Below are 13,627 nucleotides of genomic sequence, written 5' to 3' on the forward strand. Positions count from 1 at the left end.
AAATGCCAATGAACGATCGAAAAATCATCTCCATCATCCTTGAGGAGGCTAAGTCGCTGCCCGAGAGGTGTGAGGGTTACCGCGACGAGGTCGTGGCCGCCGTCGGAGACATTCTCGAGTATGAACGGCAGCACCGTGTCGCCGGCACAAACATTCAGCAAAAGATTACCGACAAGTGCAACGCCGCCGGTAGGTTCCTCGCGGACCGCCGCGGCGCGGCTGGGGGAGACGTAGATTGAAGCTCATCCGCGCGCAGTTCTCGAATTTCCGCCTGCTGCGGGATTTGACGATCGACTTCGCCACCGATCCGAAGCGACCGCTCACCGTAGTGCGGGCGGCCAACGAGAGCGGCAAGACGACGATGTTGAACGCCCTCCAGTGGGGCCTATACGGCGACACAGCGCTGCCGAACGGCGGCGAGGGCATGCGGTTGCACCCGATCGATTGGGACGCAGAAGCTGATGGCGGGCGCGTTCCTATTATGGTGACCATCGAATTCGAGGTTACCTCGATCCGGCGATCGCCGACGGGCTTCAAGGAGACCCGGAAGCGGTATCGGCTCATCCGATCGGCCAACGAGGATGTCGATGGGCACAGGTTCAACAGGACGCAGTCATCGGTGCGGTTGTTCGCACTGACTGACGCTGGTGACACTCCGCTTCCCCAGCCTGAGGCTGTTATCGCAGATGAGCTGCCCTTCGAGCTGCGCGATGTGTTCTTCACCGACGGCGACCGCGCGCTGAGCTTCATCGAGGCGGATGTCGCGGTTTCTACGAAGCGTGATCGGGTGCAGAGGGCGATCCGGTCCTTGCTAGGATTGGGCGTCATTAAGGACGCCATGCGACACATTGAGAAGACGGCGGTCGAGATTAACAAGGCAGCGCGGAAGCTCGGAGGCAGCGAGGAGCTGGGCACCATTGCTAACCGGCTTGACCAAATCGAGACCGACAGGGAGCGGCTGATCGCCGAGCTGACTGACGTGCGTAGCTCGCATGCGAACCTCGACGGGCAGATCGTGGACATCGACCGCCGCGTCACGGCGGCGCTAGAGAAGGGCGATCGCGAAAAGCTGGCGAGCGATATCGCGTCGACCCGCAAGGAGATTGACAAGATCGACGTTCAGCTCGAGGCGGCGGTCAAGGAGCATGCTGCTCTTTTCCGCGGTATTGATCTGGCTCGCGGCGTGCTCGGCACGGCTCTGGCGCCCGCCTACGCAAAGCTGGACGCGCTCTATGATCGCAAGGAGATCCCTAGTGCGACAATCCCAGTCTTGGAGGACCGCCTGGGCCTTGGATCGTGCATCTGCGGCGAGAGCCTTTCTGATGACAACGAGGCAGGAGCCAGCCGCCGCCGCCACGTGTGCGAGTTGATTGAGAAGAGCCGACAAGCCGACGACATCCAGAAGATGGTCACGGCGCTCTATTTCGGTGCAAAGGCACTTGGGCCGTCTACTGATAGTGAAAGCCGCGCCTTCCGCGAAGCCTTCGGAGCGGTCGTGGAGAAGCGCGATGGACTCCAAGACCTGCGCGACGAGAACGGCCGCAAGCTGCGGGCGCTCGAGCTGCAGCTCGACGAAATGCCCGACACCGACGTGGCCAACCTTCGTAAGGCGCGTAGGGAATTCGAGAACCAGAAGGAACGTGTGAAGTACCGCGAAGGGCAGATCGACACCCAGCTGTCAGGTCTCGGCAGTGAGCGCGCCGGCCTAGTCGAACGACGTGACTCGCTCCTTCGGGAGCAGTCGAAGGGCGCGCGGATCCTCGCAGAACTCGAGGTGGCGACCGACATCTCTGGCGTGCTCCGCCGCTCCTACGACCGCATCACAAGCGAGGAACTAGCCAAAGTCAGCAATTTGACCAACGAGATCTTCCTAGACATGATCGGTGCCGATCCTGACCAAGGCGCGCTCATTCGCCGAGCCGAGGTCAGCAAGGAGTTTGACATCCTCGTGTTCGGGCCGAGCAACAGGAAGCTCGACCCGGATCGCGACCTCAACGGCGCATCGCGCAGGGCCCTGACGCTGGCCTTCATCCTTGCGCTAACCAAGGTGAGCGAGGTCGAGGCACCAAACGTGATCGATACGCCGCTCGGGATGATGAGTGGCTTCGTGAAGAGGTCGGCGCTCCGCAAGGCGGCGGGCCTCAGCTCGCAGTTGATCCTGTTTCTGACCCACTCCGAAATCGAGGGCTGCGAGACGATCTTGGATGAGATGGCAGGCAAGGTAGTGACCCTTACCAACCCTGCCCACTTCCCGCGGATGCTGGTAAACGATCCAGGGACTCCTGTCCGGCAAGTGTTGGCGTGCGGATGCAATCATCGCTCGCACTGCTCCTTATGCGAGCGGATCGACGACGAAACTGTGGCTTCGGTGGCCTGAGGAGTAAGCCTTGTCGGATAAATACTTCAACCCCTTCGCCAGCGTCGACATCCTTGTCCCGGCTGAGTTCAAGGATGACTTCGCACGATATTGTCAGACTGGCGGTCGAGCAGTGATCGACTACAGTCCGTTCCCGCGCATGGTCGACCTCTGGTTCTTGGCCGTTTGCGTCGCGGCGCGGAAGGGCCTCGAGCCGGCGGAAATGGATCGCCGCGATACCTACAAGATCATCGACGGTAGCATCTTTTCAAGCGATCCCTGGCGTGTGCACACCCTCATGCTCATAGCGATCGCGAGATCGGACGAGATCGGCATCGTGATCGAACCGCGGCGCATGATGAACCTCGCCAACGGGCTAGCCACGGCCGGCTTTCCTCATGTGATAGACATGCTAAAGGACGGTTCGGCTGAGCCGATCTGGAATCTCTCGGAGGCCATAGAGTTGCTCGAGCGCGAGGCCGCCTAGGTGTTGCGCCGGGCGGCCGCGCCGAACAGGCGGGCCGCCCGCTCGATGTCCGCAAGGGTGGTAAATCGGCCGACTGAGAATCGGATAGTCCGATCCGCAGCCGCGACGTCTAGCCCGATTGCACGAAGGACATGGCTCGCTTCGGGGATCCCGGTCGTGCAGGCCGAACCCGTGGAGACGGCGAGCACCGGCTGAAGACGCGCGATCACGACGTCCGCGTCTCCCGCCGGAAGGGTCACGCTGACGTTTCCGGGGTGGGCGCCCTCCCCCCCGCCGTTGCGAATTAGCCCGGTGACTTCCGCCCGAAGGAGATCCGCCAAGCGATCAGCTCGGTTCCTCCAGTCGGCGACCTCGTCCCGATCGGGAAGCGTCGCACAGGCCGCACCAAAACCGACGCACAGCGGCGCGGGCAGAGTGCCGGGGCGCAGCCCATCTTCCTGACCCCCGCCAAAGATAATAGGGGAGAGCTTCCCTCTCGCATGCCGCGCGACGATCAGTGCGCCTACGCCCTTGGGACCACCGGCCTTGTGAGCAGAGAGGCTGATGAAATCGGCGAAGGAGGCGTCGATTGCGGCGAACGGCAGCGCCTGCGCTGCATCGACATGCAGCAGCGCGCCGGCTCCATGGCAGAGTTCGGCGATGACGGCAATTTGCTGCGCTGACCCAATTTCATTGTTGACCGCCATCACGGACACGAGAGCGGCACCAGATGAGAGCGCAAGCTCGAGAGCGGAGAGATCGATGTACCCTCGACCATCGACACTGAGCACCGTGGTGCGCGAGCCCCGCCGCGCACGCTCCCGGATCGGCGCGATTACACTCTTATGTTCGATGGCGGTGGTAATCAGGGTTGGGGCTTCATCCCGTTCGTACCCCAGGATGACCATATTGTTGGCTTCCGTTGCACCGGATGTGAAGATGACCTCGTCAGAGTCGGCACCGACCGCCGCCGCGATTTGGGTGCGCGATCTCTCGACGGCATCCGACACGCGCCATCCCTGCGCATGCTCGCTTGAGTGCGGATTTGCGTAAACATCGGAAAAGAAAGGTATCATTGCATCAAGAACACCCGGCGCGAGCTCTGAGGTAGCCTGATGGTCAAGGTAGATGGGGCTGTCGCTCACGTTGACTCCGGACGCACTGGGGAACACAACCAGCACATTCTCGTTGACGGCTCGAAGCCATGAGACTAAGCCCTACTGGATAGAACGTCCAGTGCCGAGGATCTCATGAAGAGCTTATTGGATCAGAGTGGCCTGAGACTGCAGTTTTCGGGGCATGAGACCTTCCCGCCCAAGTATGGTTGGTTCAAGAAGGCGTACGACGCCGTGCGTGAAATGGAACATGCAGGAGAGCCGAATACCAGGTCAATCTTTGCAGCCGGCGACGCCATATCTAGGTTTGGTGTGGGGCGCAACATGGTCCCGGCGATGCGGCATTGGGCGATGTCCTGCGGGATACTGAAGCCCATCGGTGACAGCCGAAATCCAGACTATCAGACCACTTCCATCGCTCGGGCGATATTCGACGATCAGACGGGCGACCCATATCTTGAGCAGCCATCGTCGTTGTGGTTGCTACATTGGAATCTTGTTCGCGCACCGGGAAGGGCTACAGTCTGGTATTTCGCATTTAATGAATTCAATGAAACGATCTTCAGCAGGGAGACCTTGCGAAGCCGTTTGACGGCGCGGCTCGAGGTAATTCCGGATCTGAAGTTGCCGGCCGCGGTGACGCTCACCCGCGACGTAGAGTGTTTCATGCGCACCTATGTCCGGCGTCGGAGCGCCCGGGCTGGAGAGGATGCACTCGAGTCTCCGCTCGCCGAACTCGGCCTCATCTCGACCGTCGACGTCGGTTCGGCTGCTCAGTTTCGCCGCGGGCCCAAGGCGACCTTACCTGATAAGGTCTTCGCTCACGCGCTGATGGAGTTCTGGCGGGACCGCTATCCCAGTCGTAGGCATCTATCTATCGAGACGGTCGCCTCCGATCCTGGGTCTCCCGGTCGCGTGTTCCTGCTAGACGAGGACTCGATCGCCGAGCGACTCGAACGCATCGATGGCGTCACCGGCGGCGCGGTTTGGTGGGACGAATCCTCCGGCCTGCGACAGATCGCGTGCCGCGATCCTGAGATCGTCGATCCGCTTGGGCTGGGCCTCAATGTTGTCGATCTTCTAGAGGCTGCGGAATGAAGCTCCTTGATACGGTGCAGGTTGCCCGACGCTTTCAGCGGGCCACGCGCGTCGACTCCGACGTGTCCGCTGCGTCGCTGGAAGGCTTCATCACGACACCGACGGCTGTCAGCGTGCTCCAGTCGACCGTGCGGCAAGTCGGGGAACGCGGCCAAGGGGCATTTACGTGGACGGGCCCTTACGGCTGCGGAAAATCTAGTCTCGCGTCGGTCTTCGCGGCGCTGTTGGGCGCGGAGCCGTCCGCGCGCGCGGCGGCTGCGGACGTGCTCGGGCCCGATCTCACAGCCGAGATCTATTCCGCATTAGGTGGTAGCTCCGCACTGGGTGGTAGCGGCCCAGAGTATCTTGTGGTGCCGGTCGTTGGGGCGCGCCGAGATGTCGAAGGCTCGATTGCGGAAGCGCTGCGAGCCGCCGGGGTGAAGCCCTCAAAGTCCGGCGTCGTCTCGGATCTTGTCCGTGCTACCCGGTCGGGACGCCGGCTACTCCTTCTCATGGACGAGATGGGGAAGATCCTCGAGCATGTCGCTATGGGCGGCGGCGACGTCCATATCTTCCAAGAGTTGGCGGAGGCTGCGTCGCGCAGCCAAGGGCACCTGCTTGTCATTGGGATTCTACATCAGGCATTCGATGACTATGCGCATAGGCTGGCGCGCGAGGCTCGTGACGAGTGGCTCAAGGTTCAGGGCCGCTTCGTCGACATTCCCGTGAATCTAGCTGGCGAGGAGCAGCTAGAACTCATCTCCCGCGCGATCGTATCGCGTGGCGGCGCGCCCGAAGCTACGAGTGCGCAGGCTGTGGCGGAGGCCGTCACAGCGGGACGCCGTGGCTCCGTCGAGGGGCTGCGGGAGAGGCTGGAGCGCTGCTGGCCGCTGAACCCCGTGATCGCATGCCTCTTAGGGCCGCTGTCCCGGCGCCGGTTTGGGCAGAACCAGCGCAGCATCTTCGGCTTTCTTAACTCGGCCGAGCCTTTCGGATTCCAAGACTTCCTTGCGACTACCAATTTCGAAGAGGGTGCTCTCTACGACGCCGAGTGGCTTTGGAGTTATCTGCGTGCAAACCTGGAGCCTTCCATCCTCGCTTCTCCTGACGGGCACCGATGGTCGACGGCTGTCGATGCGGTCGAGCGGTGTGAGGGGCGGGGTGCGGACCCGGCGCAAGTGCGCATTGTAAAGACCGTGGCCTTGGTCGACATGCTGCGCGAGCGTTCGGGGCTCGTCCCGAGCCTTCAGGTTATCGGAGCAGCCAATCCAGATCTCAAGCCGACGCAGATCGAAAGCTTGATCGAAGGATTGAAGTCTTGGTCGATTCTGATCGATCGTCGGCACTTGGGCTCTGTCTCGATTTACGCTGGGTCCGACTTCGATCTCGATGAAGCCCTGCTGCGCGCGCGTGCGGAGGCTGGAGACCTCGACCTCTCGCATCTGCGATCGATGGGCGTATTGGCGCCCGTGCTAGCGAAGCGGCACTACCACAAGACTGGCGCCCTTCGCTGGTTTGATGTGGACATCGCTACGACCGACGAAGCCGCTGAACGCATTGAGAAATACGTTCCGCAAAATGGGGCGACCGGCCTTTTTCTCCTTCTACTCAACACGGCCGGTGAGGATCAGCGTCGGCTCGGCCGCACTTTCTCGCGCCTTTGCAGTAAAGTGGGTGAGCGTCCGATCGCCCTCGGGCTGGCGTCGGACGGCTACTATATTCGTGAACTATCGATCGAGCTGGTCTCTTACGACCGAGTCCAGGCCACCCGCTCCGAGTTGCGCGGGGATCCTGTCGCGCGGCGTGAGCTGGCCGGCGCGATGGCGCGCTGCTCCGCGGAGTTGGAGGACCGTCTGCGAGCGAGTCTCGATGCCACGGTCTGGCATGTGCCGGTGTTGATGGAGAATGGTGGCGAGTTCGCCGGCGGCGAGCCCGGCGGCGCCGCAGGGCTCGCTGCGATCGCGTCAGAGATCGCCGGCAAGCTCTTCCCGGACAGCCCGCGCATTTCGAATGAGCTTCTAAACCGCACAAAGCCATCGTCCAACGCTGTGGCGGCAGCCCGAGCGCTTATGCACGCGATGGTGGGCAAACCGACGGATCTGCGCCTAGGCATCAAAGATTATCCGGCCGAAGGTGGACTTTACGAGTCCATCCTGGCCTCGGCGGGACTGCACCGAGAGGATGGCGACATCTTCCGGTTCGCCGAGCCCGCCGGGTCGGACCCTTGCAATCTTCGTCATGCTTGGATGAAGGCGGATGCGATGTTCGCCGCCGCGGGATCTGGCATGTCGATTGGTGGCCTCTATGGCCTGTGGCGGGCGCGGCCGTTCGGCATGCGCGACGGTGTACTCCCGATCCTTGCTCTGGCCTACCTTATGTCGCGGCTCGACAGGGTCACGATCTATCTTGACGAGATGTTCACGCTGTTACCGTCGGAATTCCTGGTGGATCGCCTTCTACAGAACCCCGAGGCCATTAGGCTGCGCTGGAGCGAGTTCAACAATCAGCAGGTCGAGGATGTCGCGGCTGTCGCGCGCGTCGTGTCGGCGTTCTCTGGCACCCTCGTGCCCCCAGGCGACCCATTGGCGGTATCGCGCGCGCTCGTAGCTATGGTCATGTCTGCTGAGCCTTGGACGCTCCGTACCACTAGGCTTGCGCCGAATGGTCGCCATGTGCGTGATCTCGCCAAGAAGGCGTCAGATCCGAACAAGCTGCTCCTCGACGACCTACCTCGCCTCCTTGCAGGCAGGGAAGGCTCCGGCGACGATACTGATCTCGGGTCGATCGTGGACTCCGGATTGCGCGATGTGTTGGGCGCATACGGTAGGATGCTTGAAGATGTCCGATCGACGATGCTCAAGGAGTTGCGTGTCACCGAGATCGGCGACGACTATGGAGACCTTCACGAGCGTGCCCGGACGGTCATTGCGCTGACTGGCAACTACCGGCTCGACGCGTTCGCTACCCGTCTCTCCACTTTCGACCGAAGCGTAGAGGCGATCGAGGGACTGGCCAGCCTCGCTGCCAATAAGCCGACTCGAGACTGGGTGGATCGCGACGTCGATGCTGCGCAAGTGGAGCTTGCGGCGCTCGCGCAAGAATTTCTTAGAGCCGAGGGCCTGGCCCACGTGAAAGGCCGGCGGGGTAAGCGCGTTCGCATCGCTGTCTTCGTCAGCGAACCGGGCAGGCCCGCCCTCACGACACAGGAGGTTTCCGTGAGTGATCGTGAGCGCGCGCTGGCGAACGAGCTAGCGAGTGATATGGCGGCGAGGCTTCGCAGCGCCGACCTGCCCCGCTCGGTCATCCTCGCAGCTTTGGCGGAAGCACTCACGAGCTTCGCCGACGAGGAGGGTAGCGTCCATACGCTCGCCGAAGGCCGTCGCTCGGTGCCGCGAGCATGAGGGAGCGTCATGTTCTCGGCTTGTCGGGTGGCAGGGACAGCGCGGCGCTTGCCGTGCACATGAGCCAGTCCCATCCGTCGCTCGATATCGAATACTTCTTTACCGATACAGGGAAGGAACTTCCCGAGGTCTACGAGTTCCTGGGCAAACTCGAAGGATTCCTCGGTCGACCCATCGCCTATCTGAACCCGGATCGTGGCTTCGACTTCTGGTTGGAGGAATACAAGACTTTCCTTCCGAGTCCAAAGACGCGCTGGTGCACGCGCCAATTAAAGATCAAGCCGTTCGAGAAGTGGCTCTGGCCCTCGTTAGATGCTGGCGACCACGTCGTAAGCTATGTCGCGATCCGTTCGGACGAGGACTATCGGGAGGGCTATTCCTCCACGCACCCGAACTTATCAGTCCGGCTGCCCTTCCGCGAAGAAGGCATCGACAAGGCCGCGGTAAACGAAATTCTTGAGGCCGCCGGTGTTGGCCTGCCGAAATACTATGAATGGCGTTCCCGATCCGGATGCTTCTTCTGCTTCTATCAGCAGAAGATCGAGTGGGTCCGGCTCAAGGAGCGACATCCAGACCGCTTCGAAGCCGCCAAGGCGTATGAGAAGAATGCTCTCGAGCACGGCTCGCCTTTCACATGGAGTGCGGGCGAGTCGCTCGAGGATCTGGAGCGGCCGGAGCGGGTGAACGCGATTAAGGTCGATCACGACAGACGGGTTGAGCGGCAGCGCGCGCGCATGGTCGCTAATCCGCTCCGAAGCGGGAATGACATGATGGACATTGATGAACTCTATGGGCAGGCGAAGGTCTGCATCTCCTGCCACAAGTGAAGTGAGCTGCGGTTTGGCGACGGCCAGCGAGACTGGCTAGCCTCCTTCCTCCACTACAGGCAGCTCATTGCTCGGGCATCATGCCTGAACTCCTGACCGCCGACTCGCGTCCATCGTTTCCTGCCGCCCTACAGTCCCGACCTCAACCCGATCGAGATGGCCTTCTCCAAGCTCAAGGCCCACCTGCGGCGCCTGGAGGCGCGCAGCTTCGAGCGCATCTTCGAGGCCCTGGGCAGCATCTGCGACCTGTTCACCCCCACAGAGTGCGAGAACTACTTCCGAGCCGCAGGCTATGCGCCCGATTGAACGCAAACCGCTTTAGATGTACGGCCGCGCCAACTTCGACCTCCTGAGAGCGCGCATGATCCAGAAGCCCAACCTGCGTCACACAGTTTGAGTCAGAGCCCCAGTTGGAAGCTTATAGGGGTCCGGCGACGCGCCGATCCACACCGTTGGCGTGGGGCGAGAGCGTCGTCGGAACCTGAGACCTACTCGATCAGGCGAGCTCTCCCGCACGGACCTCGAGGTTCAGCGGCAGCTTCGAACGGAGTTCGGCCGCGACCACCGGGCCCACTATCACGTCGCTTCGACGCGACTGATGGAGGTCGTTGAGGAGCGCGCCCACGGTTCGCCACTTCAGCCGGACCTTGCCGCGAAGCGAGCCCTGACCGTCGACGATTTCGAGGAGCTTCTGCTGGGTCTCGACCGACAGCCCGAGGCCTAGGGAGGTGTAAAGGAAGGCCCGCCCGGTCAGCGCGTAAAGGCTCTCGACCCCGCCTTCCGGCTGGATCTCGGGCAGAATCTCGGGCACGCCCGCCCTGTGCTCCGGGTCGGGCTCTTCAACAGCCGACCAGAACGCTGTTCCGAACGAGTCCTTCGCGCCGACAATCCAAGGGCTCGCCGTGCCACTGAAGGATACGATGAGCTCCCGCCGGGCGCGGGTCATCGCCACATAGAGCTTGCAGGCGATCCGATAGGCCTCCTCTTCGGGCCCGTCACGCGGCGGCAGGACGCCAGCCGCGCAGTTGACGATGATCATGCAGTCGAACTCGTAGCCCTTGGTCTGCTCGAGGTCGCTGAAGACGAGAGGCGCTTGGCTCGGTTCGTAGGCCCCGTCCAGGGCCTGGATGCCGCACCGGCGCGCGAAGGCGGCCACGTCCCGTGCCGAGAACCCCGCGAAGGCGATACAGACTGACCGAGCCCCCTGCTTCAGGCTGCTCTTGGCATAGGCAAGAGCAAAGGGGATCTCCTCACTCAAGCTGTCGGCGCTCAACGCCATCGGTGCCGAGCCTCGGAAGCTCGCATACTTCGGGTCCAGGATCTCCAAATCCTCGGAGTCGAACATGTCCTCCGTCAGGTTCTGCTGAAGAACGGCATAGGCGGCTGACAGGATCTCGCGACTGTTGCGGTAGTTCTGGACGATCTTGGCCCGCGTGCCGCCCTGGATCTGCGCCTCCGCCAGGGACCGGTGCTTCGGCAGGACGGTCTGGGCCACGTCGCCGCACAGGAAGAGATCGTCGTCGCCGCGGGGCACCAGCGTCCGCAGGATCGCGAGCTCCGTGGTCCCGAAGTCCTGCGCCTCGTCGATCAGGATGTTCGTATAGCTGGGCTTGAGGTCGCCCTGGTGCTGCGCGAGCGCGGCGGTGAGACCGAGATAATCGATCACGCCAACGGCCTTCATCTTGGCCTCCCAGCCGGCGAGACCTTGAAGGATGGCCTCCCGACGGTCGCTCGTGATCGGGACCCGGCGCCCTTGCCGCTCGATGCGACGGTACTCCGACCTCCGCTCCAGCAGGAACGCGCTCCGGATCCAGTCGAACTCTTCCCGCAGATAGACCTCGGCCGAAATCCCGCGGGCGTTGAGCGAGATGTGCAGGGGCATGAGAACGGCCGCCGCGTCCGAGTTGAGCCAGCAACGGTAGAACTCCCGGAAGACCTCGTCGACGTGCTCTTCGAGCTTCCAAGTGACGTCGTCATACATGAGTGCGTTGGCAGGCTCGAGTTTGTGGAGAAGCTTCTGCGCAAGCTGGAAGAAGCTCGAGACCTCAATGCGGGAACGGACTTCGGGATCAATGGCGATGGCCTCAACGAGCTGGTTGAGGAGGCCCGCGAGGCTCCGATTGAGGGTCACGAGGAGGACCTTTGATCCGGGCGTTTCGGCAAGGCGCAACGCGCGCCGGACGGCCACACAGGTCTTACCCGATCCGGATACGCCCGACAGGTGGGCGGGCCCGGGATAGTCGGCCTTCACGACACGCTCCTGGTCACGATGCAAGAACAGGAACCATTCCTGCCATTTGGATCGAAGCTCGAAGGCCTTCATCCAGGCCTCGTACTCCGGCGAGCCGATCCGGAGCCAACGGACATCGGGTCCGTCTTCCACCTCGAGAAGTTGGTCGTCCGGAACGGACGGCAGATCCTCCATCTGGCCCGTCGCGTAGCGGATGATGTCGCCGGCACCATCGACGTTCCCGACCGCTAGCTGGTTGAAGACACGCTCGAGGAGGTCGGCTCGCTCCCGATCCTCCAGGTTCTGCGTGACCGCCAGGATGTCTCCGGTGCCGGCCCTTCCATCGAGGGCCTCGAAGAGCCGCATCGCGCTGCGCGACATGCCCTCGAAGAGCAGATCCGAAAGTTCGGAAGGAAGCAGGTCCACGAGAGGACGGTCGACGCCGTTCGCCGCATAGCCTTGGCCGTGAGGCAGGTCCTCTCCCACGCCGGGCACGAGAACCGCCTCTCCTCGGCTGACCCCGAAGCTCATACCTTTGTGGGAGTTGAGCCAGCGGTCGGTGTCGTCATGACTTCCCACGAACAGCAAGCCGCAGGTGTGGTTGTTCTGGACCGTGACGAGACGCCAGTCATGGGGAGGTCGTACTTCACACAATGAGCGATCCTCGACTCGCCATGATGCGTCGTCCGCAGGAAGTTTCGGAACGGATCCTCCTCGCTCTTGAGGCGGTGAAGCAGCGCCTGGACTTTCTCGGCGGCGGGCTTGCCCTTGCCGCCCTTTATGATCGCTTCCTGGAGCGACCGTTCGAAGTCCTTAATCTGGAAGTACGCGAACATTCTGCTCCTTAGGGATGGCTAGCCGTCTCCGTCCGCCCCGACGTTCTCAGCCCGGGCGCAAGGTCATGCGACAGCGGCTCGAGAAAGCTTCGCAAGGCCCCTCGAGGCGGAGGCCTGGAGTGGAGAATGGGCACGCGAAAGCAGGGGGCCTCGAGGCGATCGTCACACGAAAAGAGTGACATGCCCCTTTGGGCTGCGGCAAGAACTGACTGTGCCAATCCGCACGGCTGTCCCGGGGCCGCACGTCCTGAGCCGGGGCTCCCGCCTGCGCCGCGCCTCGTGGAGTCGCCTTGTCAGAGGATCGGCAGATCAAATCGCGGATCAAAGGCCTTCGTTCGAGGGGCGGTGGATGACAACCGGTGGGCACGTCCGTAGGCTGGCATCATGCCGAACGAGGCCTGGACCGACCACGAAAACGACCTGATTGTCGCGGACTACTTCGCGATGCTGGCCTCCGAGGTGTCCCGACAACCCTATAACAAGAGCCGACACCGCCGCGCGCTGGTTCCAAGGCTGGGAGCCAGGTCCGAGGTCGCTATAGAGCGCAAGCACATGAACATCAGCGCGGTCCTCAAGGGGCTCGGCGAGGCTTGGATCGATGGCTACAAGGGCGTGAACTCCATGTGCACCCCGAACCTTCGCGAGTACCTGCGAGACAAAACGATCATGATGACCGTATTTCGGGAGGACGACTACCGGGAGCACGACCCTGCTGATGCTGCAATGCTAGAGGAGGCCGAGGAGGTCTTTAGCAACCTGGGAGTTCTCTTTGAGGTGGCAACACGCTCAACGCTTCTGGCTCAACCTCAGTTCGATGCAATCCGCACTATCGCCTTTTACCGCTTGGCCGAGACAACACTAGCGCAAGTCTTGTCTGCTCAAGAAATGCTAAAGGACGGGCCAGTCGCTTTGGGCGAATTCGCTCGTCGGCTGCCGTCGCCGCACCCTCAAGCGTCCACCTTCGCCCTCATGGTGCGCCGGCACATTGCAATCGACATCGAACATGGCCTAAGCGACCTCAGCCGGGTAAGCCTGAACTCAGACCTCCGGTGACTGGCAACCCGTCTTTGTCAAGGGATCGTGCGGCCCGCGGAGGAACGCTACCAGTAACTCAGACGTGCCCCGGCAACGTCCGAAAAGCATCAGATTGACCCCCACTTCTGACGATCCGCTCCAGCGATGCTCGAAACAACGGCCCAGAGCGGCACCCGCACCAGGCGTCGTGTGAGAGGTTAAATCAAGCTCTGTGATGGGCGTTGTTGCACAACCCTGTGGCGGGTGCTCGCGTAGGGACCCGTGGCGCCTATCTGGGCACTCAT

General features: G+C 62.2%; 10 protein-coding genes and 1 pseudogene. 8 read left to right on the top strand and 3 right to left on the bottom strand.

Annotated features, from left to right (window positions below; genetic code table 11):
- Positions 1 to 2: 2 nt before the first annotated feature.
- Genes RUMESO_RS03465 through RUMESO_RS03475 form a run of 3 tightly spaced genes read left to right on the top strand, consistent with a single transcriptional unit; the run spans position 3 to position 2,843 of the window.
- Positions 3 to 239: a hypothetical protein gene (locus RUMESO_RS03465; RefSeq protein ID WP_037278118.1), complete on the top strand. Its 237-nt coding sequence runs from the start codon at positions 3 to 5 to the stop codon at positions 237 to 239.
- Positions 236 to 2,377: an AAA family ATPase gene (locus RUMESO_RS03470; protein ID WP_037278119.1), complete on the top strand. Its 2,142-nt coding sequence runs from the start codon at positions 236 to 238 to the stop codon at positions 2,375 to 2,377. Before RUMESO_RS03465 ends, RUMESO_RS03470 begins: the two co-directional genes overlap by 4 nt.
- A 10-nt stretch (positions 2,378 to 2,387) precedes the next feature.
- Positions 2,388 to 2,843 carry a hypothetical protein gene (locus tag RUMESO_RS03475; protein WP_037278120.1) on the top strand — a complete coding sequence of 152 codons (456 nt, stop codon included), beginning with the start codon at positions 2,388 to 2,390 and terminating at the stop codon, positions 2,841 to 2,843.
- Here RUMESO_RS03475 and RUMESO_RS03480 read toward each other — a convergent pair.
- Entirely contained in the window at positions 2,840 to 3,967 is a 1,128-nt protein-coding gene (locus RUMESO_RS03480; RefSeq protein WP_051520980.1) for a cysteine desulfurase family protein, read from the bottom strand. The genes RUMESO_RS03475 and RUMESO_RS03480 overlap by 4 nt on opposite strands.
- A gap of 105 nt (positions 3,968 to 4,072) precedes the next feature.
- Between RUMESO_RS03480 and RUMESO_RS23830 the strand changes: the two genes are divergently transcribed.
- The 4 genes and pseudogenes from RUMESO_RS23830 to RUMESO_RS03500 all read left to right on the top strand — a co-directional run.
- Complete coding sequence (locus RUMESO_RS23830; RefSeq protein ID WP_082483330.1) at positions 4,073 to 5,035, top strand: DUF4007 family protein; 963 nt, start codon at positions 4,073 to 4,075, stop codon at positions 5,033 to 5,035.
- Positions 5,032 to 8,415 (top strand): ATP-binding protein, encoded by a 3,384-nt coding sequence (locus RUMESO_RS03490; protein ID WP_156362657.1) that lies wholly within the window; start codon positions 5,032 to 5,034, stop codon positions 8,413 to 8,415. Before RUMESO_RS23830 ends, RUMESO_RS03490 begins: the two co-directional genes overlap by 4 nt.
- Positions 8,412 to 9,242 (top strand): phosphoadenosine phosphosulfate reductase family protein, encoded by an 831-nt coding sequence (locus tag RUMESO_RS03495; RefSeq protein WP_037278121.1) that lies wholly within the window; start codon positions 8,412 to 8,414, stop codon positions 9,240 to 9,242. The genes RUMESO_RS03490 and RUMESO_RS03495 overlap by 4 nt, the downstream gene beginning before the upstream one ends.
- A gap of 117 nt (positions 9,243 to 9,359) precedes the next feature.
- A pseudogene (locus RUMESO_RS03500) lies at positions 9,360 to 9,548 on the top strand (transposase); the annotation flags it as partial.
- Positions 9,549 to 9,738: 190 nt separating this feature from the next.
- Here the strand turns inward: RUMESO_RS03500 and RUMESO_RS03505 are convergent.
- Both RUMESO_RS03505 and RUMESO_RS03510 read right to left on the bottom strand, forming a co-directional pair.
- Positions 9,739 to 11,967, bottom strand: a complete 2,229-nt coding sequence (locus RUMESO_RS03505) for a UvrD-helicase domain-containing protein (RefSeq protein ID WP_051520983.1) — start codon at positions 11,965 to 11,967, stop codon at positions 9,739 to 9,741.
- Between the two features lie 32 nt (positions 11,968 to 11,999).
- The gene (locus RUMESO_RS03510) at positions 12,000 to 12,308 is read right to left on the bottom strand and encodes a hypothetical protein (protein ID WP_051520984.1); all 309 of its coding nucleotides are present in this window, start codon (positions 12,306 to 12,308) and stop codon (positions 12,000 to 12,002) included.
- A gap of 384 nt (positions 12,309 to 12,692) precedes the next feature.
- On the opposite strand from RUMESO_RS03510, the gene RUMESO_RS26775 reads away from it, so the two are divergent.
- Positions 12,693 to 13,361 carry a hypothetical protein gene (locus RUMESO_RS26775; protein ID WP_037278124.1) on the top strand — a complete coding sequence of 223 codons (669 nt, stop codon included), beginning with the start codon at positions 12,693 to 12,695 and terminating at the stop codon, positions 13,359 to 13,361.
- Positions 13,362 to 13,627: the final 266 nt, after the last annotated feature.

It is taken from the genome of Rubellimicrobium mesophilum DSM 19309, assembly GCF_000600335.2.
Taxonomy (GTDB): domain Bacteria; phylum Pseudomonadota; class Alphaproteobacteria; order Rhodobacterales; family Rhodobacteraceae; genus Rubellimicrobium; species Rubellimicrobium mesophilum.

Bases quoted from the DNA above. Each gene is read 5' to 3' on its own strand.
- RUMESO_RS26775 (WP_037278124.1), top strand. From the start codon at position 12,693: ATGCCGAACGAGGCCTGGACCGACCACGAAAACGACCTGATTGTCGCG.
- RUMESO_RS03490 (WP_156362657.1), top strand. From the start codon at position 5,032: ATGAAGCTCCTTGATACGGTGCAGGTTGCCCGACGCTTTCAGCGGGCC.
- RUMESO_RS03495 (WP_037278121.1), top strand. From the start codon at position 8,412: ATGAGGGAGCGTCATGTTCTCGGCTTGTCGGGTGGCAGGGACAGCGCG.
- RUMESO_RS23830 (WP_082483330.1), top strand. From the start codon at position 4,073: ATGAAGAGCTTATTGGATCAGAGTGGCCTGAGACTGCAGTTTTCGGGG.
- RUMESO_RS03510 (WP_051520984.1), bottom strand. From the start codon at position 12,308: ATGTTCGCGTACTTCCAGATTAAGGACTTCGAACGGTCGCTCCAGGAA.
- RUMESO_RS03465 (WP_037278118.1), top strand. From the start codon at position 3: ATGCCAATGAACGATCGAAAAATCATCTCCATCATCCTTGAGGAGGCT.